Origin of the sequence: Terribacillus sp. DMT04, from assembly GCF_019056395.1 — a bacterium.
Lineage (GTDB): Bacteria > Bacillota > Bacilli > Bacillales > Amphibacillaceae > Terribacillus > Terribacillus aidingensis_A.
This window is the reverse complement of sequence record NZ_CP077639.1, coordinates 1,191,777-1,206,905: the sequence shown is the minus strand read 5'-3', so window position 1 is coordinate 1,206,905 and position 15,129 is coordinate 1,191,777. Positions and strand designations below refer to the sequence as shown.

At 35.9% G+C, this 15,129-nt stretch carries 17 protein-coding genes and 1 pseudogene; 10 read left to right on the top strand and 8 right to left on the bottom strand.

The window, feature by feature from the left end; genetic code table 11:
* Positions 1-11: 11 nt before the first annotated feature.
* Positions 12-431, bottom strand: coding sequence for a MarR family winged helix-turn-helix transcriptional regulator (locus KS242_RS06535; protein WP_217323548.1), 420 nt, complete (start codon positions 429-431; stop codon positions 12-14).
* Positions 432-561: 130 nt separating this feature from the next.
* Positions 562-1,539, bottom strand: a complete 978-nt coding sequence (locus KS242_RS06530) for an aldo/keto reductase (protein WP_217323546.1) — start codon at positions 1,537-1,539, stop codon at positions 562-564.
* Between the two features lie 381 nt (positions 1,540-1,920).
* On the opposite strand from KS242_RS06530, the gene KS242_RS06525 reads away from it, so the two are divergent.
* The 3 genes from KS242_RS06525 (at position 1,921) to KS242_RS06515 (ending at position 3,358) form a co-directional block, all read left to right on the top strand.
* The gene (locus tag KS242_RS06525) at positions 1,921-2,088 is read left to right on the top strand and encodes a hypothetical protein (RefSeq protein WP_217323545.1); all 168 of its coding nucleotides are present in this window, start codon (positions 1,921-1,923) and stop codon (positions 2,086-2,088) included.
* A gap of 197 nt (positions 2,089-2,285) precedes the next feature.
* The gene (locus KS242_RS06520; protein ID WP_217323543.1) at positions 2,286-2,849 is read left to right on the top strand and encodes a DUF7010 family protein; all 564 of its coding nucleotides are present in this window, start codon (positions 2,286-2,288) and stop codon (positions 2,847-2,849) included.
* Positions 2,850-3,079: 230 nt separating this feature from the next.
* Positions 3,080-3,358, top strand: coding sequence for a hypothetical protein (locus KS242_RS06515; protein ID WP_217323542.1), 279 nt, complete (start codon positions 3,080-3,082; stop codon positions 3,356-3,358).
* 55 nt (positions 3,359-3,413) lie between these two features.
* Here KS242_RS06515 and KS242_RS06510 read toward each other — a convergent pair whose 3' ends face one another.
* Positions 3,414-4,388: an MBL fold metallo-hydrolase gene (locus tag KS242_RS06510; RefSeq protein ID WP_217323540.1), complete on the bottom strand. Its 975-nt coding sequence runs from the start codon at positions 4,386-4,388 to the stop codon at positions 3,414-3,416.
* 78 nt (positions 4,389-4,466) lie between these two features.
* Positions 4,467-5,075: a transglutaminase-like domain-containing protein gene (locus KS242_RS06505; protein ID WP_217323539.1), complete on the bottom strand. Its 609-nt coding sequence runs from the start codon at positions 5,073-5,075 to the stop codon at positions 4,467-4,469.
* 524 nt (positions 5,076-5,599) lie between these two features.
* Between KS242_RS06505 and KS242_RS06500 the strand changes: the two genes are divergently transcribed.
* Positions 5,600-5,800: a cold-shock protein gene (locus KS242_RS06500; protein ID WP_217323537.1), complete on the top strand. Its 201-nt coding sequence runs from the start codon at positions 5,600-5,602 to the stop codon at positions 5,798-5,800.
* Positions 5,801-5,911: 111 nt separating this feature from the next.
* Here the strand turns inward: KS242_RS06500 and KS242_RS06495 are convergent, their stop codons facing one another.
* Positions 5,912-6,802, bottom strand: coding sequence for an alpha/beta fold hydrolase (locus KS242_RS06495; RefSeq protein WP_217323536.1), 891 nt, complete (start codon positions 6,800-6,802; stop codon positions 5,912-5,914).
* A 284-nt stretch (positions 6,803-7,086) separates the two neighbouring features.
* Positions 7,087-7,749, bottom strand: a pseudogene (locus KS242_RS06490) (Type 1 glutamine amidotransferase-like domain-containing protein).
* 525 nt (positions 7,750-8,274) lie between these two features.
* Here KS242_RS06490 and KS242_RS06485 point away from each other — a divergent pair.
* The 6 genes from KS242_RS06485 (at position 8,275) to KS242_RS06460 (ending at position 14,190) form a co-directional block, all read left to right on the top strand.
* Positions 8,275-8,658: a hypothetical protein gene (locus tag KS242_RS06485; protein ID WP_217323535.1), complete on the top strand. Its 384-nt coding sequence runs from the start codon at positions 8,275-8,277 to the stop codon at positions 8,656-8,658.
* Positions 8,659-8,851: 193 nt separating this feature from the next.
* Positions 8,852-9,886 (top strand): serine hydrolase domain-containing protein, encoded by a 1,035-nt coding sequence (locus KS242_RS06480; protein WP_217323533.1) that lies wholly within the window; start codon positions 8,852-8,854, stop codon positions 9,884-9,886.
* Positions 9,887-10,316: 430 nt separating this feature from the next.
* A complete protein-coding gene (locus KS242_RS06475; RefSeq protein ID WP_217323532.1) occupies positions 10,317-10,472 on the top strand; it encodes a hypothetical protein in 156 nt (51 codons plus the stop codon).
* A gap of 935 nt (positions 10,473-11,407) precedes the next feature.
* The gene (locus KS242_RS06470; protein ID WP_217323531.1) at positions 11,408-12,016 is read left to right on the top strand and encodes a hypothetical protein; all 609 of its coding nucleotides are present in this window, start codon (positions 11,408-11,410) and stop codon (positions 12,014-12,016) included.
* A gap of 5 nt (positions 12,017-12,021) precedes the next feature.
* Positions 12,022-13,851 (top strand): DUF6792 domain-containing protein, encoded by a 1,830-nt coding sequence (locus tag KS242_RS06465; protein WP_217323530.1) that lies wholly within the window; start codon positions 12,022-12,024, stop codon positions 13,849-13,851.
* A gap of 3 nt (positions 13,852-13,854) precedes the next feature.
* Complete coding sequence (locus KS242_RS06460; RefSeq protein WP_217323529.1) at positions 13,855-14,190, top strand: hypothetical protein; 336 nt, start codon at positions 13,855-13,857, stop codon at positions 14,188-14,190.
* A gap of 82 nt (positions 14,191-14,272) precedes the next feature.
* Here KS242_RS06460 and KS242_RS06455 read toward each other — a convergent pair whose 3' ends face one another.
* Positions 14,273-14,767: a hypothetical protein gene (locus KS242_RS06455; RefSeq protein WP_217323528.1), complete on the bottom strand. Its 495-nt coding sequence runs from the start codon at positions 14,765-14,767 to the stop codon at positions 14,273-14,275.
* Between the two features lie 22 nt (positions 14,768-14,789).
* The gene (locus KS242_RS06450; RefSeq protein ID WP_217323527.1) at positions 14,790-14,930 is read right to left on the bottom strand and encodes a hypothetical protein; all 141 of its coding nucleotides are present in this window, start codon (positions 14,928-14,930) and stop codon (positions 14,790-14,792) included.
* Positions 14,931-15,129: the final 199 nt, after the last annotated feature.

The window sequence follows — 15,129 nt, the reverse complement described above, 5'->3', positions numbered from 1 at the left end:
GATCATTGTTATTATAGCTTCTGCAATAATTGCTGGAAGATACCTTGCGAATTAACTGCGGAGAGATTTGTCTTTAACACTTCATGAAATGCTTCCAAGCCACGCCGCAGTTTTTGTTCCCCTATCTCTGTTAGCTGCGTATATGTTCCTCTGCGGTCATCTGTACATTCTTTCTTTTGCAAAGCACCACAGTCGCTCGCTTCCATATTGCCAACCAGCCTGGACAACGCACTTTGACTCAGACCAATCAATTCCTGCAGTTGCTGTAAACGAAGCTTTTTTTCAGGAGCTTTGGAAAGATAGTATAAAACGTAGAACTCTTTAATTGATAAGCTATACTCTTTTTGAAGAACTGTTTCCAGTTCTTTTTTTATTTTTAATTGTAAGTTGTCCAGTGCCAACCACTCATCCATGAACGCCTGGTTTGTCATAAGAAATTCCACCTATTCTTATCTCGAATACTATACGTCCTACTATACTGGAATTAATAGAACAGCTCAAATTTAATTTGCAAACACAAAGAAAAGGAGGGTAACTTCTCCCTCCTTCAACTCTTTTCGCTTACCAAGCATACGCTTGCGGTGCGGGACCTCCTGGACCTGGGAAAATCTCATCCAATCGTTGTAAAGCAGCTTGATCTAGATGCGTTTCAAGCGCAGCAAAGGCGCTCTCGAGCTGTTCCGCCGTACGCGGTCCGATAATCGGCGCTGTTATTGCGGGATTAGCAAGCTGCCATGCTAAAGAAATAGTATCTTGGGATTTTCCTAACTCTTCACACAGACTCTTGAATTGTTCCAATTGTGCCCGCTGCGAGTTTATCTTTTCAGCAATATCCCCACTGCGGCTTCCAGGCAATATCTTGAGCGCATTTCGGCCAAGCAGCCCTCCATCCAGCGGACTCCATGTGATAATCCCAATACCGAGTTGTTTTGCTGCGGGAAGTACTTCTAATTCAGCATACCGACAGTTCAAATTATACTTATGCTGCTCGGATACGATACCGAGAAAATGACGGTTTTTAGCAGCACCTTGTGCCACTGCAAGCTGCCAAGCTGCAAAATTACTAGAACCAACATATCCGATTTTCCCTTGGCTGATACCTACTTCGAATGCCCCCCATAACTCTTCCCAAGTGACGGCAGGATCAATGTGGTGCATCTGGTACAGCTCGACATGATCCGTTTGCAAGCGATCAAGCGATGCTTCAAGATGTCGCCGTATCTTATATGCTGACAATCCCGATTGATCATTCGGACCATCTAAAATATCATGCATGGACCCGTAAACTTTTGTACCAAGCACTATTTTCTCTCTCCTTCCTCCACCTTGCTTAAACCATTTGCCGATAATGGTTTCCGTCAGACCAGCATTTTCACCACCATAAACATTGGCCGTATCAAAGAAATTGATGCCAGCATCAAGTGCCGCATCCATAATACGAAATGCTTCCTTTTCGTCTGTAGCAGTACCAAAATTCATTGTGCCTAAACACAGCCTGCTCACTCTTAAACCAGATTTACCAAGGTATTGATAGTCCATGTTTGGATCTCCAATCTATCTGTTATTTATAAAACTACTAATCTCGCTTTTCATTACCTGTCATAACCATCTCTTCGGCTTCCCTTCTTTACACCCAATCCTGCTTAGACAAATAAATGAAAAAGCAGCTATTGCCAAAGTCCTCAAAAAGGATTTCTACATTAGCACGCTGAATCCCTGTATTAGCGAAAGTTTATCTGTTATCACCGTCTTTCCTACTGACTTGAAGTGTCAAATCAGTTCGTCTATCGTCTTATGAAAGAAATGCTGACAGTCAACTTGAAATTTCGCATTTATATTTAAAATTAGGCGAGAACAACACATGATGTACACAAGAGATTCTTATAATGAGTACAAACGAAAATGTAAGGAGATATAAACATGTTATTGTTCTTATTCGGCTTTCTTGTTGTAGCCATTATCACATTCTTAACGCCCAAACACCTTTTTCATTATCCTGAGGAAATCTCTGCGGCAGCAGCACAACAAGGTAAAACGGAAGCGGCTAATTACTTAAACGCAAACCGCAACAACAATGTTAATCACTAAAATCATTACGTTAATAGAGCATCTTGTTATCTGGACAGCGAATAACCATAACAAGTTTCCTTCTACTAGTTCACTTAAAAATAAGTGGGCTATTTTTTTGAAGCATTTTGGAAGAATTATGATAAAATTGTTAGTAATATCTTGAAATAATTGTCTATAACCAATGCAGCAGATTGGTTAAAAAAGGAGGAAATTGCTTGGAGATAACAAGAATTAGAAATGAATTATCAGTCAAAAGTAAAAACGGGATAGGATTTTTACTATCAGCTGTTGTCATCTGGAGCATCATCACTATATTGTTTTTGCTGCCTCTAGAGTTAAACCAGAAAAACATCTTTATGTTATTTGCAACAGGCCTAATGTTTCCATTATCCGTTGGCATTTCCAATTTAATAAAAGCTGATTGGAAATCCAAAGATAATCCATTGGGCGATCTAGGTTTATATTTAAATCTTGCTCAGCTGATCTACTTTCCTATTCTTTTTTGGGGAATTATAGAAAGCCCTAGTAACGCCATTATGTTATTTGCAATCATAACAGGAGCTCACTTCTTTCCTTATGGTTGGTTTTATAATGCGAAATCATATTATGCAATGGCCCCAATAATCTCGATAATAATTATGCTATTAGGACTATTTTTAGATGGGAAAATTCTATGGTTAGAACCACTTGCAATGGTTGTTCTTTTACTATTTTTAATTTTAATGGTTCACTTGGACTATAAGAAAAAATCATTTAAATACATAAGGAAAGGTGCTTGATTACCCAGGTTCCTTTAGTAGTCTGTTGCTATGTTATATTTCAAATCCGCGGTTAGTAATCGAAAAATAGTCTTATCTCTTTATATGACAAATCAATACATTCCAATTTCCTCTTTCTGTTCAACCCAAATAGATAGTTTTCATATCAATTACGAGAAAATTGTATCAAATAACCTTAGATCCTTTATATGGAAAAGTGAAAGTATCAGAAAAGAATAAGGAGGAATAAAATGAGTTTGTTTTTAATAGGAGTTATCGGCATTACCGCTGCACTATTAATCATCGTAGACAAAGATAAATACAAATGGTTAATTGCACCAGCAGGATTCAAAAACAATCACAAAGCATCTATCATCTTTTACGCTTTTGGCGGAGCCGCATTAATAATTTGTGATGTTATTAATCTCCCGTACATAATTGAGTTTATCTTACCAGCTTTCATTGCGTGTTTATCTCTTTTTACAATCTTAATAGTGAGAAAGCGAAATGATGATAAACCAGTCGGTTAATTACAAAAGGGATTTCCTTTAATACAGTGACAAGATTTAAAAAAGCAGAGGAATTTCACCTCTGCTTTTTTCTTGATACATCATTAGAATAATAATTAAATATACTAGAAAGGTTTGTTTGTATTCCATTAATGCCTCCCCAATCTTTATACTCCTCGTATAGCTCATATCCAGTTATAAATTCTGGAAGCGATAATTCTCTATAATGAGCTTCTTTAGCCTTTCGAATTAAGAACTTTATGTAGTCTGCTAAAGTGTTGCACAAATCCTTATTGCCCACATTCCCATGCCCCGGAACAACGGTATCTATATCCATGTGTTTAATAGTCTCCAGTATAGATACGAATTCTCTAGGATCATATATTGGTAAATGTAGATTCTCCGTTACCAAGTCACCTGTAAACACAATTTTATCTGCCGGCAAGTACATGAAAGTGTCGCTTGGAGTATGCCCTCCACCTAAACAGCTCAATTCTACCGTTCGTTTTGATCCTATTATGGTGAGTTTTTGCTCAAATAGCAGTGTAGGCAGCACCAACTTTAACCTAGGTAAATCGGCTAGTAATCTTGTCGTTTCATCAAATTGTTTATACAAACTTTTCTTTTTAATAGTTTCTTCCGTTTCCCGTATTTGATTTTTTAGTTTAAGCAAATACTGCTGCATTACTTTCTCTTCTGTTTTCAGATTTCCAAGCCTGTGTTTCTCTGTACACAGTTTTTGCGTCTCGGCAGTTGATATAATTACCGTATCGTTAAATGCTTGGTTCCCAAATACGTGATCACCGTGATAATGGCTATTTACTAAGTATTTTACTTTCTTACCCGTCATAGACTCTGCGATTTTACGTAACTCTGCACCGGCTGTAGGAGTGCCATGAGAATCAAATACGAGCAGTTCTTCTCCTAAATCAACAAAACCTGCATTACTCCATGTACCTTGACCAGGTTTTGCTGTTACTGCATAAACACCGTCACATAAAGCATGTACAGAAAAATAATCCGTTTCTAAGGTTAATTTTGAATTCGTCATATGAACCCCCAAGTCTAATATGTGATTTAAGAGTACTGTCTTTTGACAATTAAAATCGTTACAAGTAATTACAGCAGATTATATTCTTGTGGGTAAATAATGTTTGTACATGTCTAAAGCATCCGCATGTTCATTTAATACAGCAACAATATCGGGGTGAGGACTCGTATAAATTACTGGATAGTCTATTTCGTCCTTTTCCGTTTCTGTAATAAACGCTAACTTTTCCTTGTCCACAGAAAATTGTGCATTTATCCCTTTCTTATTTCCACGTGCGTCTAACCTTACCCACTTATCCATTGATTGCAGATAAACTGCGTTCAAAGCATGGATACAATAGCCTTTTTCAGGTACGTCAAATAACATTAATCGCTGATAGCAAAAGCCCGTTGGTATACCCTGCGAACGTAACAAAGCAGCCAAAAGATGTGATTTTGCGTAACAAATCCCTTCTTTATACGCTATAACCTCCGATGCTTTACAAGTAACCTGCACTGATTGGATATCCCAGGAATGCGCTATTTCATCTCGAACAAACTCAAACGCAATTCTTACTTTTTCTATCTCTGTTTGTGAAGGATTGAAAAGTTCTCCTATTTTTTCTTTTACTATAGACTTTGTGTAATCAACTTCATTTGATTCAAGTAGGTATTCCTCTAAACTTTCCGATTCACATAGTAGCTGCACAACTCCACCCCACTGTATAAATTTTCAAGTATATAAGATTTATCATAGACGTACTTTTAGATATTCTCAATTGTAATACCAAACTTCTATATTTTTTATTCTATTTATATGTCAGAAGGCTTTACCAATTCCAACTATAATAGTTCTCCCAAAAAATCATCATCTGTTTGAGACAGTACAGATAAAGTGTCATTAAAGAAAGACATCTTATAAATGCCCATGCTAACTGTCACTGCTCTGTCTTCTTACACTAGTTGTCCAGAACTGTGATACAACAGCGAAAAAAATCATCTTATATAGCAGGAGTGTAATTACAGATATAATTACGAGAAGTAGTAAATATGTATGAAAAAATTAAATACTATACGCATTTGCTATATTGAGTAATAGGTGCTATACTAAGGTTAATTATTTTTGTTCGGTGTAAAATTTGCGAGAAGAGAGATCTCTCCTTTAGAATTTTTTATCTTAAAAACAAGGGTAGTAATATAAGTGTGGGACATCCCACCACAGGAGGCAATACTATGGAACAAGGTACAGTAAAATGGTTTAACGCAGACAAAGGTTTCGGTTTCATCGAAGTTGAAGGCGGAGACGATGTATTCGTACATTTCAGCGCTATCCAAGGCGAAGGCTTCAAATCTTTAGACGAAGGTCAAAGAGTATCTTTCGAAATCGAACAAGGTCAACGCGGACCTCAAGCTGTTAACGTAAACAAAGGTTAATTATAAAAAAAGACTCCATATGGAGTCTTTTTTTTATTTGTCCCTTTCATATAAACAAAAGAAATTTGAATTCATGATATCTACTTAATATCCCAAGGTTCGAATAAATTATTAAGTTATGAATTCTCGTATTACCCTTACATACTTTTCAGGTTCCTCGAACCTCGGAAAATTTCCGCTTTGACTAAACATAACTATCTTACGGTTGGCCTGACCATTTGCAAATGCAGTCAGTTGATTTTTACTGGTTACCCAATCATATTCACCTTTAATTAGTAGCATCGGACAAGTAACAGAATCGAGTTGCGGTAACAAAGATTCAAATATTTTCCCTTCTTGATAGAGCTTTTGTTGATGATTATATGCCCGTTCCCAATTTTCTTGTGGAATACCAGAGTTTTCAACAAGATAATCAAAAAAATGTTTATCTTCCCCGTGGACATACAAATTGTCTTTATATTCATCCAAATCAATAAGAACCTCTATACATATTCCCCAAACTTTTTCAGTATCTCTTATACTTGAAGCAGCATAGTATTCATTGATCTTTTCATATTTTCCTAATCGTTCGTACTCCTGAAGCGCTCCTGCAATTAGTGAGCGAGCAGAACTTCCCAGATCAAGCGTTGGACATTCCAACAAAAGATATGTCACCTTCTCAGGATATTTCAATTGATATTGCACAGCCAAATAACCACCAACTGAATGACCAATGATTCCCCACTTTTCTATACCAAGTTGGTCACGGATAGATTCGCAATCATCTATTAAATCATGAATTCCGAACGGCTCTTCATCATTAATTGGATCCGAACGTAACACCCCTCTTTGATCAATTGCAATTATCTTCAGAAATTTTGAAAGCTCTTGACCTTGATGTTCAATAAAATCATAGGAACCAGCTCCTGGTCCGCCGTGTAAATACAAACATACAGGTAGATGGGCATCACCATGGCTCTCATAATAGATTTTCTTATTTTTAACTGTTATATAGTTAGACACACACTCTCTTCTTTCTTATGTGAATATGGGCTGCCATATTGTTTAAGTCGTTTTGTATATATGTTATAGTCATCACACAAAAATACATATAATAACATTTCCCATTGTATCTCTTACTGAGTCTTACACATTACTGCCATTTAACGCGTTTAAATACTACTACATTCGACAGCTCCTTGTTTAGCTATTAGCCTCTCTTGCTGATAAAAAAATAACTCACTTACAACTAATACTAAGATCCGATTGCTGTAGTTAAATTAATTTAAGCAAGTCATAGCCAGTCACTACAACCAGAGCGTCTCATCCAATTTCTGAATATTAGAACGGGAGATTAAAAAAACATTGCCTAAAATGTCGATTTTGTCCCCTCTTACCCGTACAGCACAATCTTTGTTCGAAGCATAAATATTCATTTCTTCAGATAAAAGGGATAGTTCGTTTTGAACTAGTGCGATATTGTTTTCGAGATCAAAATGAGAAAGGACGGAAAAATTGTCAAGACCAATTCCGTTGTACACAGAGCTTTTTTCAACTTTAGATCCAATTTTTTTCGAGCATAACCATTTTGCAGACATATTAATTGCACCAGCATTTGTTCCCATCACAATACCGCTGCTCTATTTATTCAAATTCGATAATTCATATTCTATTAAGAAATCATTTTGTTTAAGAGTGTCTCTTCCTAATAAGAAAATGACTGAAGCATTTTGAATCATCGTTTGAGCATTTTCCTTCTGTACGTAATAATTAATTAAATGATATTCATCGAACTTAATGCCAGCTTGGTCAAGCCACGAGCGTTCCGTTGCCCCATTATCTTCATTAATAGATGGATTTGAGCTAATCATAACAAGCGATTTTCTATCAGTTATATCTGCCTTTAACACACTGCTCAAATTCTCTGGAAAGAAATTGTTAAACCAACCTAAATAATAATGAGTTTTCATAAGTACCCCCATTTCAAACTGGAACTTGTGATTTATCCTTTGCAACATCATTCTGTTTTTTTGTCTTCAAAAAATCTCTCAATGAGCCTATTGTTGAATACAAGTTAAACTTCGTTAGATATACGAGAATATTTCAATTACTCTAACTTTAAAACAGGCTCTTAAATAGGTTGCAAATTTAATTGATTTTCGCATACCACTGAAGCTATACGAAATAATATTCTCCCCTTCTTCCTCTCATGTACCATGTCTCCAAATACACAATCAGCTGAGAGTATTATGCTTTTTAGATTATTCTTCCCTAGATGCTTGTTGTATCGCTTTCTTAGTCATCACCATTAGTATCATCTGTTTACTGCGGAAGTCTTCTTCAACAGAGAAATTATTCCAAGGAAAACTTGTACATTCCTCATGCCTACTATTTTCTCCTCTCCTCAGCAAACAAAGAAGCAATAAACTTTTATAGTAATTATTGGTAAATTATGATATATTTTTAAGGTATTTTTTATAAAGGTGGTTTTCTATATGACTATTAAAGTTACTCGTAAAAAGAATTTTTATGGTGGTTTAGCGCTCATTAAATTGTATGCAGGTGATCAAATGCTAACTAAACTTAGAAATGGCGAGACATATGAGTTTGAACCGGACAGCAATCTCGTCGATATAAGAACAACCGTTCAAGGCGGCGGATACAGTAATAAGATTGAAGTTAATAATGATTCTTCAGTCATCGTAAGAGTGAATCCCTTGTCACAAACTTTATATCTTATCGGTGTGATAGGTATAATTTTAGCCTTGCTAGTTAAATTTGAATTTTTCATTGTTTCTTTAATAGCATTCATTACTACAGCTATAATAGCTTTTAATAAAAGTCACATTTTAAGTGTAGAAAGCGACCCTGGACACTAAGTTACTTGTACATATAATTAGTTAAGCTACTAACAAAGCAGCCAATCGAGATATGGGTGACACGAACTTGCTGGCTGATTAAAAACAAGCACATCACACGCTTCACCTAAAATCTTTATAGCTATAAGTCGAAGGTGCGTCAACAAGTATCAGCCATTTGGCGTACATAGGAGTTAATTCGGGGGTTGTTTTAATGAAAACACTAAATACCAACATACAATATCTTATGGAAGATTATAGTGTAACTGGATTAAGCATCGCAACCATTGATGATGGTACCATAAGTAGTACAGAATGCTTCGGCTTACTCGAAGCAGAAACAGATAAAAGTGTGAAAAGTAATTCTATATTTAGTGCTTGTTCAATCAGTAAATTTTTGACCTCACTACTGGTGATGAAATTGACCGAACAAAGAATCCTGGATTTAGATGAGAATGTAAATGAAAAACTAACATCATGGAAGGTTCCTCATAGTGAACTAAATAAAAATAAGAAAGTTACCTTAAGAAATTTACTTAGTCACCAATCTGGTATTATGGACCCCGAAGGAAGTTTCCTAGAACTCAATTCCAGGATAGATCCTCCCTCAATAGTCGAAATATTAGAAGGAAGAACACCCTATTGTAAAGAACCTATTGAAATTAAGTATGAACCTGGGAGCACCTTTGAATATTCAGACGCAGGTTTTTGCATTATACAGCTTCTGATTGAAGACGTTACTGGGAAACCTTTTAATGAAGTAATGAATGAACATATCTTTTTACCATTAAATATGGAGAATAGCACATTTGAACTTCCAACATCAGAAGTAACAAACTATTTCTCTTGCGGTCACCACAAAAATGGAAAATTAGTAAATGGAAAATTTCCAATCTATCCATATCCAGCAGCTTCTGGGTTATGGTCAACGCCTAAAGATTTAGCTCTTTTGGTTATTGAAGTAATGAATTCTTTAAACGGTGAAAGTAAGCTTGAGCTATCAGTAAGTAAGGCAATGGAAGTTATTAATCCTCAAGGTTGTAAGGAGTGGACTGGGCTAGGAGTTTTTCTGGATAAAACCGATAAAGGAATTGAAATTTCATCTCTTGGTTGGGGTGTTGGTTTCCAATGTATGATGGTGGCTTATCCTTATTTAAAAACAGGATTAGTCGTAATGACAAATACCGATCTAGGTGTTCATCAATTAAAAGGTATCATTGGGAAAGTCTATAATGCTTATCCCTTTTGAATATTTGGTATTTAACAAACGCGGGGCTTAAATTCCGTAACCGGATTACTTGTATAGTTCTCTCCGCAGACTGAATAATATAAGATAAGTAACTAGGATGAAATAATATAAGAGATTTCAAGTCAATTGCCCTTGGCTTTTAATTGGTATTACCCTAATATAACTACGAAAAGATAAGGGTTGTTCTTCTTCCTAATCACTGATAAACCTGAAATAATGAATCTCTTCTTCCCTTCAAATTATATATATTACACCTAACACTTTTATCTTCAAAGCCAGCATGCATAGACGGACTTGCTACTGTAGACTATATTAAAGATATAATATAGTCGCGGAATCTGTTTATCAATTATATACAAAACAAATAAGTTTCCTATGGTCCTTTTCCCAAACAAGTAAAGATAAAATTATGTCCAAAGGAGGTTGACTTGTGGAAGAATTATTACGAAAGATACTAAAGGAAATACAATTAGTGAAACAGCTAGTTAGTGGGAGAGATGGACTTAAAAAGGATATTATCGAAATAAAGCAAGGTCAAGAAGAAATGAAGATGCAGCTTGACAGAATCGAAAGAAAGTTAGGTTAAGAGGAGGAAGCCTTCATCAGTAGTCCTGAACTGAAAGTCTATTTTCTTAGTCCTTCATTCCGGTAATAAACGTCACGTTGCTTAAATTCAATGCGAATGCTGCGCTTTTCTTTCCACATGCAACCAACAAGCCCGTCGTCTACCTGGCACGCATGTAAAAGAATGATGTTAACTTGCTGGCCGACTCTAAGCAGAACCGGCACCAATTCAAAATCCAATGGGAATAATTATGGTCACATCTCTAAAAACGTCAGCCAGAATACTATAATTCAGCTCCAAAAATACAAACCATCTTAAGTCGGTCGCCAAGTGGAAGGCGCGAAATATGACGTCAAGTAAAAATGCGAGCAGAGATAAACCCTAGAACCATTGCGGCTCTAGGGTTTATTTAGTGATTCCGATTGGACTCGAACCAACGACCCCTACCCTGTCAATTTTGTTATAGGCGTAAATAGCGTATTTTAAAGGGTTTTTCTGTCCATATAGTCCATTAATTCCGTTAAAATCAGCTCAAAAAATTAATTACGTTAGCATTGACGTTAGCAAATGGCCACTTATCTTTCTGTATTAGTTAAATAAGAAAAACAGAACTAACACAGATATCCTCAATAAGTCTCGTCTTCTTCTACTACGATTCAATACATATTGCAAATGCAAGCTTCACTATTTAAAGAATAATTTGTCATATGTTTCTTATTGCCATTTATAAAACGTGTTCTTGCAACGTCGTATCCTCACATCTTCACACCCAATGGTAATTATACCTAAGACAAAAGAACGGTTTTTTGTAAATATCCACTATATCCCTGTGATTGTAGTATCTGTTTTTGTATAATTTTGTGCAGTAAGCATCATAAGAGCGGAGGTATTACTCTGTGAAAACTAAATTTCTAGTACTAATATTATTAACAGCGTTTGTGTTAGGAGGATGTAGTATGTCAAACGGAAAAGGATCTGCTTCACCTTCCGAGATGGATCCACAAGATTTACCGGATGTACCGGCATTTCAAAATGAATTTACTCGTGATTTTCTTACATCAACAGAACCGGTTCGAGAAGGATATTACCCGTTTGAAGCGAAGTCCGGGAAATTTACAATGGATTTCCCAGGAGATATGAATATAGTTGAGAGAAGTTATAATAAATCCTCAAAGAATGACAGTGAATTTCTTACTATATCTCATACCGATGAAAGCCTTGACGTATTCACCAATATACAATTAAAATACTATGGTTTTATGAGTGACGTGGAGTCAACTAAGGATGGACTGTCCGCTAAGAGAAATGAAGAACTTCAATTTCAGTCAAAAAACACTGAATTTAAGGGACAGAACATTGAAGTTGCTGATTATACTGATGGAATCAATCCTGGATTTGCAACATTGATTTGGAATGATAATAACGAGAACATACAGATATTCACTAGTATGATCTGTGGTGATAACCTTTCTTCAGATGAGTGCTCAAAATTAGTAGAGGATGAAAAAGAAAGGGTATTAAATATATTCCAATCCATAAAGTTGACTCAGAATGAAGGTGATTGATTTTTATGTCATTGGATAAAATCACATCAACTAATGTGTGGATGCGACTTACAAATACAGAGTACGACAATCTGAAACCTGATGAATTAGAGGTGAAATTTAAATCTATTTATTTAGAAGAAACAGGCGAACTTTTTGAGGGAAAGGTCAAAATTTATCATTCATCTGACTCAAAAAATACATCTAATCTTGAGTCGGGTTATGATGGCACCTCACTTTTAATATCTGAAGGTGGAGAAGAAAAGCTATATGTGATAAACCAAGGTTCTGTAGATGGAGCTGATTGGAGTGAAAATATAAAAGGGCCGTTTGCAGGAAAATCTACAAAACAAGCTGAAGCAACAAAAGTTTTTGTAGATGATTCTAAGAATCACTTTGGCATAAAAGATGATACAGAAGTTGTTTCTTTTGGTCATTCACTGGGAAACCATAACAGTACAATCACTGGTATTGTAGATGATACATTTGATGAAATATATGGAGTTAACGGGCTTCAACTACCTCCACTCGAAGTATATGATTATGACCCAACTTTTTTTGAAGCAGTTAATCAACACTTCGGAATTAAAAATCCTGATGATGTAACTAAAATACCTTCTAATGATCTCGCCGAATTTACAAAAGACTATTACAAAGATTCTCCAGTAAAAATTCATCAAAAAATCTCCAAGGATGATCCGCTGTTTGCTGTTACAGAGAAAGCCGGATTTGTTACATTTGGCGATGTAGATATGATAGATACGAATCCGGAAGTTGACGGAATTAAAAATCTCGTTGATGATATCCCGGATGATGTAATAGCAAGCTTCAGAGACCTGGCGATTGATTATTCAGTTGCTGATAATAAAGGCGGCGTAAATGAAGTTGCTTCTCAGCTTCTTGGAGTAAAGTTAGAGTACCTCGAAGGAATTAAAGGTAATATGGACATTTTACAATGGTACGCATTCGATCACGATGAATTTGATGAGACAATAAAGGCATTAAAAGATAACTTACCTCCATTATTAGAAAAGGTAAGTGTAATAACCCAAAATGCTGACACTATATTCGGCCGGCTTTATGAAGAAGGATATATAACAGAAGACCAAAAAAATATAATAATAAAAGAAGTTGCCATCTTAGAAAAAGATTTATCCGAGGCGTATGCTGCTATTTATGAAAATGCAGACATAAACGAAAATCTTAATGAGTTGTCTCTGTACGGTGACTATCGCTTGTATAAAGCATTTCAGAAACTTAAGAGTTCATTTACGGGTTCAATTGAAAATATTCTAAACAGTGGAATTTTAGAAAGGCTGGAATCCATTAAGGATAGCCACAGTATTAATGAAATGCTTAATGCTTTGGCTGGCGGCAGTAAAAGCTATTCGGGGAAAGACTTAATTTATACTTCTACCAGTGCCAGCGGGGAACCAATTGAAGTAAATATGTCAGCTGCTTTAAGGTTATACCGCGAAGGTGCGTTAATATTTGAGGACAAGATGTCTGCCATTGCAAAACTGGAAAAAACCGTTCACGAAGAAATACAGTTAGCTTTCAAGGAAGAACGAAAAAAAGTACTCGACGAAATATATCACATCGAAAGTAATCCCAAAGGGTACGCATACAGTCGAGGTTGGATGCACAGATATCCCCTTTATGAAGTTGAATCGCTAAAGGTGATGGATAACGTGTTTCCGCTAGAAAAAGCTGATTTGGATGCACAGATATATGAAATGAAGTCGAGTGTGGATAGCGGCTATAAGCTCATAGAAGACTATAGAAAAGCTGTAGAAGATTTATTTGCGGAAGAGGAAAAGCTATCACAAATGTTTGATTTGGTAAGGGGGATCTAATGGATGGAATTCACAGACTATGAAATGACTCAAATAATTCCGAAAGATGATCACAGTCATAAAATTAGGATGCTGAAGAACCTCGCTGATGATATCCAGAGCCAGGACGAAAGATTTTATGCTTTGGTGAAAAGTACGATTGAAGGAGAAGGCCAAAAAGGTAAAATAGCTGCACAACTAGGTCTTGCCGCAACACTAAGAAAGCAGAAAGAACAAGGCTTATATATGTCCCTTACTATGAAGACAATTCAAGTCGTAGGTAACTTTAGCGAGCAAGTAGAAAGTAACAAACAACAAAAGATAGTTATTAAATACAAAGAAAGCGCAAAAATAAAATAGATACCTTAAACAAAAACAGCAACTGTTTCTGTATGAAACAACTTTGCTGTTTTTTTTAAGATCATAAATAACTCCCCTACTTCTATTGCGCTTCTCTTATGGACTCGTTCGGACCTTTTTTTTGGTCAACTGTTTGATCCTGAAATTGAATTGATCCTACAACCTCAACTAAGGAATCCTCTATTGGTTTAGCCTCCGTTTCACATTCTTCATCACTTAAACCTTCCTTACAAACAACAGAAGCGAATATCTGAATCTGTTGATTATTGTCATTCCATACTAAACCAGATAAACCTGGATAAATACCATCTTTATTTTCAGCATATTGTATATGCTGATCACTTTTAACTGACTCTAAGGACTTAAATTCAAGTGTACCGCTACTTCGTGCAGTTATACTCTCTTTGCTGTTCTCTTCACTGCTCATTAAATCATAATAATGTAATTTAACTACAGGTACTGCATCTATCTTATCTCTTTCAGATTTAGGAAAAGAGAGCTCAATCATTTCAATCCCATCATTCTCATCTTTATTGTAGCTTCCTCTAATGACAACCAAATTCCCTGGAAAGTCCATCGTAAAACTGTTCGATCCCGACTTAAATTGAGTAGTACCCTTCCTTTGTAGGCTCAGAATTTTGTATAAAGTCACGCGTGAATTCATCCTGAAATGCTGCAACATCCGGTAATTCAGATGGATTCATTTCAGAAGGAGATCCTGACTGTTTATCACCACCCATACTACACCCTCCTATAATCAACGTTGTTAAAATAAGAACAATTACGAATTTAGTTCTCACTAAGCCTAACCCCCAAATGTTGCTTTTGTCTTAAAAATCACATTGAAAATATCCATTATTTCCATAATCTTAATAACTAAATAAAAAAACAATCCTTAAGTCGAGGTCTGTAAGTCCCTTTAGAGAAATTCCAACAGTA